Origin of the sequence: Kocuria sp. KSNUG (assembly GCF_049532735.1) — a bacterium.
GTDB classification, from domain to species: Bacteria; Actinomycetota; Actinomycetes; order Actinomycetales; family Micrococcaceae; genus Kocuria; species Kocuria rhizophila.
Window position 1 is genome coordinate 2753989 of sequence record NZ_CP150981.1, and the last position, 6686, is coordinate 2760674.

Annotated in this window: 7 protein-coding genes; 3 read left to right on the forward strand and 4 right to left on the reverse strand. The window is 71.0% G+C overall.

Annotated elements, in window-relative coordinates; genetic code table 11:
* The first annotated feature begins 57 nt into the window (after positions 1-57).
* Together acs and aroQ are read left to right on the forward strand one after the other, a co-directional pair.
* Positions 58-2007: an acetate--CoA ligase gene (acs, locus tag AABM36_RS12110; RefSeq protein ID WP_423446549.1), complete on the forward strand. Its 1950-nt coding sequence runs from the start codon at positions 58-60 to the stop codon at positions 2005-2007.
* 220 nt (positions 2008-2227) lie between these two features.
* Positions 2228-2674: a type II 3-dehydroquinate dehydratase gene (aroQ, locus tag AABM36_RS12115; RefSeq protein WP_423446551.1), complete on the forward strand. Its 447-nt coding sequence runs from the start codon at positions 2228-2230 to the stop codon at positions 2672-2674.
* A 70-nt stretch (positions 2675-2744) separates the two neighbouring features.
* Here aroQ and AABM36_RS12120 read toward each other — a convergent pair whose 3' ends face one another.
* Entirely contained in the window at positions 2745-3929 is a 1185-nt protein-coding gene (locus tag AABM36_RS12120; protein WP_423446553.1) for a MarP family serine protease, read from the reverse strand.
* Positions 3930-4182: 253 nt separating this feature from the next.
* On the opposite strand from AABM36_RS12120, the gene AABM36_RS12125 reads away from it, so the two are divergent.
* Positions 4183-4860, forward strand: a complete 678-nt coding sequence (locus AABM36_RS12125) for a Crp/Fnr family transcriptional regulator (RefSeq protein ID WP_019310051.1) — start codon at positions 4183-4185, stop codon at positions 4858-4860.
* A 96-nt stretch (positions 4861-4956) separates the two neighbouring features.
* On the opposite strand, the gene AABM36_RS12130 is transcribed toward AABM36_RS12125, so the two are convergent.
* From AABM36_RS12130 to AABM36_RS12140, 3 genes are read right to left on the reverse strand one after another with little or no spacing between them, the layout of a single operon-like run.
* Positions 4957-5871: a hypothetical protein gene (locus AABM36_RS12130; RefSeq protein WP_406921325.1), complete on the reverse strand. Its 915-nt coding sequence runs from the start codon at positions 5869-5871 to the stop codon at positions 4957-4959.
* 2 nt (positions 5872-5873) lie between these two features.
* Entirely contained in the window at positions 5874-6353 is a 480-nt protein-coding gene (locus AABM36_RS12135) for a RidA family protein (protein WP_406921326.1), read from the reverse strand.
* A 19-nt stretch (positions 6354-6372) separates the two neighbouring features.
* On the reverse strand, positions 6373-6567 hold the full coding sequence (locus AABM36_RS12140; protein WP_019310048.1) for a DUF4177 domain-containing protein: 195 nt from the start codon (positions 6565-6567) through the stop codon (positions 6373-6375).
* Positions 6568-6686 lie beyond the last annotated feature (119 nt).

Sequence of the window (6686 nt, forward strand, 5' to 3'; positions counted from 1 at the left end):
TGAACTGCACCACGCGCCCGCGCGAGCGGCGCGCACCGGCCCCAGTGAAGGAGCACCATGACCCCGGATCCCGCAGCCCAGCCGAAGACCTTCGCCCCGAGCGAGGAGTTCGCCGCCCAGGCCAACGCCACCGCGGAGCTGTACACGCGGGCCGAGGAGCAGGGCGAGGAGTTCTGGGCGAACCAGGCCCGCGAGCTGCTCACGTGGTCCACCCCGTTCACCGAGGTGCTGGACTGGTCCAACCCGCCGTTCGCCAAGTGGTTCCAGGACGGCACCCTCAACGCCGCGTACAACGCCGTGGACCGCCACGTGGAGGCCGGCAACGGTGACCGCGTGGCCCTGTACTTCGAGGGCGAGCCCGGGGACAGCGCGTCCTACACGTACGCGCAGCTCAAGGACGAGGTCTCCAGGGCCGCGAACGCGTTCGAGGCGCTCGGCGTGGGCAAGGGAGACCGCGTGGCCGTCTACCTGCCCATGATCGCGGAGGCCGTGATCACCATGCTCGCGTGCGCGCGCATCGGCGCGATCCACTCGGTGGTCTTCGGCGGCTTCTCCGCGGACGCCCTCCGCTCGCGCATCGAGGACGGCGAGGCCAAGCTCGTGGTCACCGCGGACGGCTCCTACCGCCGCGGCAAGCCCACCACGCTGAAGCCCGCCGTGGACGCCGCCCTGGAGAAGGGTGGCAGCTCCGTCCAGCACGTGGTGGTGGTCAAGCGCAACGGCGAGGACGTCGCGTTCCAGGACGGCCGTGACGTGTGGTGGCACGAGGTCACCGAGAACGCTTCCACCGAGCACACGCCCTCGGAGCAGAACGCCGAGGACCCCCTGTTCATCCTGTACACCTCCGGCACCACCGGCAAGCCCAAGGGCATCCTGCACACCACCGGCGGCTACCTCACCCAGGCCGCGTTCACCCACAAGAACGTGTTCGACCTCAAGCCGGAGACGGACGTCTACTGGTGCACCGCGGACGTCGGGTGGGTCACCGGCCACACCTACATCGCCTACGCGCCGCTCGTGAACGGCGCCACCCAGGTGATCTACGAGGGCACCCCGGACTCCCCGCACCGCGGCCGGTTCTGGGAGATCGTGCAGAAGTACGGCGTGAGCATCCTCTACACCTCCCCTACGGCCATCCGCACCATGATGAAGTGGGGCGAGGAGATCCCCGGCGAGTGGGACCTCAGCTCCCTGCGCCTGCTGGGCACCGTGGGCGAGGCCATCAACCCCGAGGCGTGGACCTGGTTCCACCGCGTGATCGGCGGCGGGCGCTGCCCCATCGTGGACACCTGGTGGCAGACCGAGACCGGCGCCATGATGATCTCCCCGCTGCCCGGTGTCACCACCGCCAAGCCGGGCTCCGCGCAGGTGCCGCTGCCGGGCATCGCCGTGGACGTGGTGGACGACGCCGGCACCTCGCTTCCCAACGAGACGGACGGCTTCCTGGTGGTCCGCAAGCCGTGGCCCTCCATGCTGCGCACCATCTGGGGTGACGACGAGCGCTTCGTGAACACCTACTGGGGCCAGTTCGGGGACAAGTACTTCGCCGGTGACGGCGCCAAGCGGGACGCGGACGGGGACGTGTGGATCCTGGGCCGCGTGGACGACGTCATGAACGTCTCCGGCCACCGCCTGTCCACCCCCGAGATCGAGTCCGCCCTGGTCTCCCACCCGTCCGTGGCCGAGGCCGCCGTGGTGGGCGCCAAGGACGAGACCACGGGCCAGGCGGTCTTCGCGTTCGTGATCCTCTCGGACCAGGCCACCGCCGAGAACCGGGACGCCGCCGAGCTCGCCGAGGAGATCCGGGCGCACGTGGGCCGGGAGATCTCCCCGATCGCGAAGCCCAAGAAGGTGCTGATCGTCCCCGAGCTGCCCAAGACCCGCTCGGGCAAGATCATGCGCCGCCTGCTCAAGGACGTCGCGGAGGACCGCCCCGTGGGGGACGTCTCCACGCTCGCGGACCAGACGGTCATGCAGCAGATCGTGGACTCCCTGGGCGCCAAGTAGCCCACCCGCACGCTCCACCCACGACGCCGCCGCGGCGCCTTCCCCACGGGAGGCACCGCGGCGGCGTCGTCCGTGCCGAGGGCCGGCGCGGCGGAGACCGCCGGATGCCCGGGCGGCGCCACCCGCCGGAGGAACGGCCCGCACGATCTGCCCGGGAGGGGCACCGCGGCGGCGCGCGTCCGTGGCACGGTGGGCGGTGCCGATGCGCTTGAATGGGGGCATGAGCGAGCTGCCGATCCACGTCCTCAACGGCCCCAACCTGAACACGCTGGGCACCCGCAAGCCCGAGATCTACGGGAGCACCACGCTCGCGGACGTGGAGACGAACGTGCGCGCCAGGGCGCAGGGCTACGGCCTGGAGGTCGTGTTCGAGCAGTCCAACTGGGAGGGCCAGATCGTGGACTGGATCCAGCGGGCGCGCACGGAGGCCTGCGGGATCGTGATCAACCCCGCCGCCCTGACCCACTACTCGGTGGCCATTCACGACGCGCTGGAGATGTGCGAGATGCCGGTCGTGGAGGTGCACATCTCCAACGTGCACCGGCGGGAGGGGTTCCGGCACACCTCGTTCGTCTCGCCGCAGGCCACGGCCGTGATCGCCGGGGCGGGCGTGCTCGGGTACGAGCTCGCGGTGGACGTGGTGGCCCGTAACCTCGGGATCGGCTGAAACACCCGGTGCGCCACCCCGCGGCGGCGTGCTCGGTGCGTCCGGTCCGTCCACGGCCCCGGGCAGAGGGTCAGCCCGCCACGCACTGGCCCGTGGGCACGGGGACCGTGGAGTCCCCGGTGGTGGCGAGGATCTCGGTGACCCGCTCCACGGGAATCGCGTACCCGGCCTCACCCTCCACCGCCTTGGCGAACACGACGCCCACCACCTGGCCGTTGGCGTTGAGCAGCGGACCACCCGAGTTGCCCTGCTCCACGTTGCCGGCGATCTGGATGATGCTGCGAGTCTGGGTCTCACCCGTGGTCACGTTCTGCACGGGTGCCACCGCCTCACCCTGGATGGTGGCCGGACGCAGGGTGTAGGGACCGCCCAGGGGGTATCCCGCGAAGGACACGGACTCCCCCGGGCTCACCTCGCTCTGCATGGGGAGCGGGGCCTCCGGCAGGTCGGGGACGCGCAGCACGGCGAGGTCCGAGGCGGCGTCGTACTGCACCGTTTGGGCCTGGTAGACCCGACCGTCGCGCGTCTCCACCACCGGCTGGTCCACCCCGGCCACCACGTGCGCGTTGGTGACCACGGTGCCTGGCTGCGCCACGAACCCTGAGCCCGTCTGGTTCTGCGCGCACTGTGCGGCCGTGCCGTAGACCTGCACCACGGACTGCCCGGCATCCGCGACCACCTGGGAGTCGGGGGTGTCCTGGGGATCCGGTGCCGCCTCCGTGGGGAAGAGCAGCTCGTCCAGCTGACGGATGCCCTGCGCGCCGCTGATCGCGTTGCGTGTCTGTGTCATGGCGTGGCGCACCGCGTCCGGCGTGAGCCGCTCGATGCCCCGCAGCACCTGTGAGGACGCCACCTGCTGGGACAGCGCGGGCAGACCGAACTGGCCCACCAGGGAACCGAGCAGGGAGATGACCAGTGCCGCCACCGCCACGTTGAGCACCGCGCCGCCGAGCCGGTCCAGCAGCCCCACGCCAGACTTCTCCAGCAGCCCCGACAGCGTCCGGCCCAGCAGGGTGCCCAGGTACTCGCCGAGCGCCAGCAGCACGAGCACCGTGAGCAGCACGGCGGGAATCTGCCACTGCGGGTCCACGTACGAGGCCACCACGGGGCCGGCCCAGAACGCCAGCACCGCCCCCAGGACCAGCCCCAGGATCGCGGCCAGGGACCGGAAGAACCCCCGGCGGTATCCGGCCACCAGGTACGCCAGGAGCACGACGATCAGCAGCACGTCCAGGAGGTTCAGGGCCAGGGTCATGGAGGTCCTCTAAAGGTGGGGGGCCACGCGGGAGCTGGTGCGTGTCGGGTCGAGCATACGGTGGGTGACGGGGCAGACCATGAATCCCGGCTCCGCGCAATGGGCCCGGACCTGGAACCCGATAATTCCCTGAACGTTCACTCTGAGCACCACCCGAGGGCTGGACCCGGACCGTGTGAAATTCGTTACGATGGAACGTCATCTAGCACGTGGCCCCCACACGGGCTCACCCTTCTTCGTGAGGAGATCTACCTTGGATACCGACGTCCTGCGCCGCGCTCCGCTTTTCGCTTCCCTGGACGACGAGGCGTTCGCCGCTCTGACCAAGGAGATCACCGAGGTGGATCTCTCCCGCGGCGCCACCTTGTTCCACGAGGGCGATCCCGGCGACCAGCTCTACTTCATCGTCTCCGGCAAGATCAAGCTCGGCCGCACCGCGAGCGACGGCCGTGAGAACCTCGTGGCCGTGATGGGCCCGGGCGAGATCTTCGGCGAGATGGCTCTGTTCGACCCCAGTCCCCGTTCCACCTCCGCCACCGCGGTCTCCGAGACCCGCCTGGCCGGGCTCAAGCACGAGAACCTGCGCAAGGTCATCCAGCACTCCCCCGAGGTCTCCGCCCAGCTGCTCCAGGCCCTGGCCCGCCGGCTGCGCCGCACCAACGAGAACCTCGCGGACCTCGTGTTCTCGGACGTCCCCGGCCGCGTGGCCAAGGCCCTGCTGGACCTCGCGGACCGCTTCGGCCGCCCCGCCACAGACGGCATCCTGGTGGCCCACGAGCTCACCCAGGAGGAGCTCGCACAGCTGGTCGGCGCCTCCCGCGAGACCGTGAACAAGGCGCTGGCGGAGTTCGTCCAGCGCGGCTGGATCCGCCTCGAGGCCCGCGCCGTGGTCATCCTGGACCTGCAGCGCCTCAAGCAGCGCTCGCGCTGATCCGTTCCCCGGATCACGACGACGCCCGCGGCACGTGCCGCGGCACGTGCCGCGGGCGTCTCGCGTTCTGCACCGCACGCAGGGTGCGGGCGGGTCTCAGCCGTCGAGCACGAGGACGGGTTCACCGTCCCGCAGGTCCAGCCGCGGCCGTTTGACGCGCATGTCCCGCCGAGCCGCCAGGAAGGCCACCGCCGAGGACGCCTCGGCCACGGCCTCCACCGCGCACCGCACGCCCGGTGTGGTGAGCTCCTCCAGGTCGAAGTGCCAGGGGTCGTCGCTGCGCGCGGAGTCCTCCGCCTGCTGCCGGAACGTCTCGGGCACGTCCGTTGACCAGGGGTCCTCGAGCAGCGCGCGGGCATCCACCCATCCCAGCCAGGCCCGACCGCGCTGGGTGGCCAGCGCGCAGTGGCGCTGCCCCACGGGCACCGCGGCCGCGAAGAACAGCAGGTCCAGCCGCTGGTGCACGAAGTCCGACGTGGCCCAGTGGGACAGGGGCCGCAGGCACTCGCTGTGGAACGCCATGCTGCGCTTGGCCAGCAGGTCCGCGAACGAGATGTCCTCCGTGGCCAGCAGCTCCCGCGAGCGCATCCAGTCCACGCCCTCCACGTTCTCCGCCACCCCGTGCATGGGGGTTCCCGCGAACAGGATCCCCGCCTCCACGAACGTCTTGCGGGCCGCCGCCACGAGGCTGCGCCGGGCCAGGCCGATGTCTTCGGACAGCAGCTTGTGGGCCCACTCCGCCGAGGACGGCCCGCGCCAGTCGAGTGGCTCGTCGTCGCTGGCCTCCGTGATGCCGCCGGGGAACGACAGCGTGCCCATGGCCTGCCGCCCGGGGCGGTGCAGCATGAGCGTCTCCACCCCGCGCTGCCCGTCCCTCACGAAGACGGTGGCCGCCCCGTGGCGCGGCGAGGAACCGTTGAGCCCGATCCCGCGGTCCAGCCACGCCCGGGCCGCCTTGGCGTGGGCGGGGGGCACGGCGAAGATCCGCTCCCCGCCGCGGTGACCGGACATGCTCAGGCGAACTCGACGATCAGCTCGACCTCCACCGGGGAGTTCAGCGGCAGGACGCTGACACCCACGGCGGAGCGGGCGTGCACACCGGCGCCCGCGAAGACCCTGCCCAGCAGGGTGGACGCGCCGTCCACCACGGCCGGCTGGCCGTAGAAGTCCGGGGCGCTGGCCACGAAGCCCGTGACCTTCACGATGCGCTGGATCCGGTCCAGGTCCTCGATCTGCGACTTCACGGCCGCGATGGCGTTGAGCGCGCAGCGTTCGGCGAGCTCGGCGGCGCGCTCGGGGGACACGGTGCCCTCCGCGCCGGTGTCGCTCACCACGCCGGTGGCCGGCAACGAACCGGACACGAGGGGCAGCTGCCCCGCCGTGTAGACGTGGTTGCCGCTCACCACGGCCGGAGCGTACGCCGCCAGGGGCTTGGCCACCTCGGGCAGCTGCAGGCCGAGCCGCGCAATCCTGGCTTCGACTTCCTCACTCATGGCGTGATCCTCCTCGCGCTCAGTTCTTGGGGCGCTTGAAGTAGGCGATCGGGTTGGTCTGCACGGGCGCCGTCATGTTGCCCGCGGGGGTGTCCGCGGCCTGGGTGCCGGGCAGCACGGTGACGAGCTCCCACCCGTCCTCCCCCCAGTTGTCGAGGATCTGCTTGGTGGCGTGGATCATGAGCGGAACGGTTGCGTATTCCCATGTGGTCATGGCCACCACACTACTTGCCGTGACGTGCTCGCGCGCGGGAGCAGCCTGCCGGGGAAATCACAGCCGGACCGCACCTCGGGTGGAACGCAGCGGTCGGACCCGGCTTGTAGACTGGCGCA

What these genes read in the sequence shown, in the direction of transcription:
- acs (WP_423446549.1), top strand. Translation starts at nt 58, where the DNA reads ATGACCCCGGATCCCGCAGCCCAGCCGAAGACCTTCGCCCCGAGCGAG.
- AABM36_RS12120 (WP_423446553.1), bottom strand. Translation starts at nt 3,929, where the DNA reads ATGACCCTGGCCCTGAACCTCCTGGACGTGCTGCTGATCGTCGTGCTC.
- AABM36_RS12140 (WP_019310048.1), bottom strand. Translation starts at nt 6,567, where the DNA reads ATGACCACATGGGAATACGCAACCGTTCCGCTCATGATCCACGCCACC.
- AABM36_RS12130 (WP_406921325.1), bottom strand. Translation starts at nt 5,871, where the DNA reads ATGTCCGGTCACCGCGGCGGGGAGCGGATCTTCGCCGTGCCCCCCGCC.
- aroQ (WP_423446551.1), top strand. Translation starts at nt 2,228, where the DNA reads ATGAGCGAGCTGCCGATCCACGTCCTCAACGGCCCCAACCTGAACACG.
- AABM36_RS12135 (WP_406921326.1), bottom strand. Translation starts at nt 6,353, where the DNA reads ATGAGTGAGGAAGTCGAAGCCAGGATTGCGCGGCTCGGCCTGCAGCTG.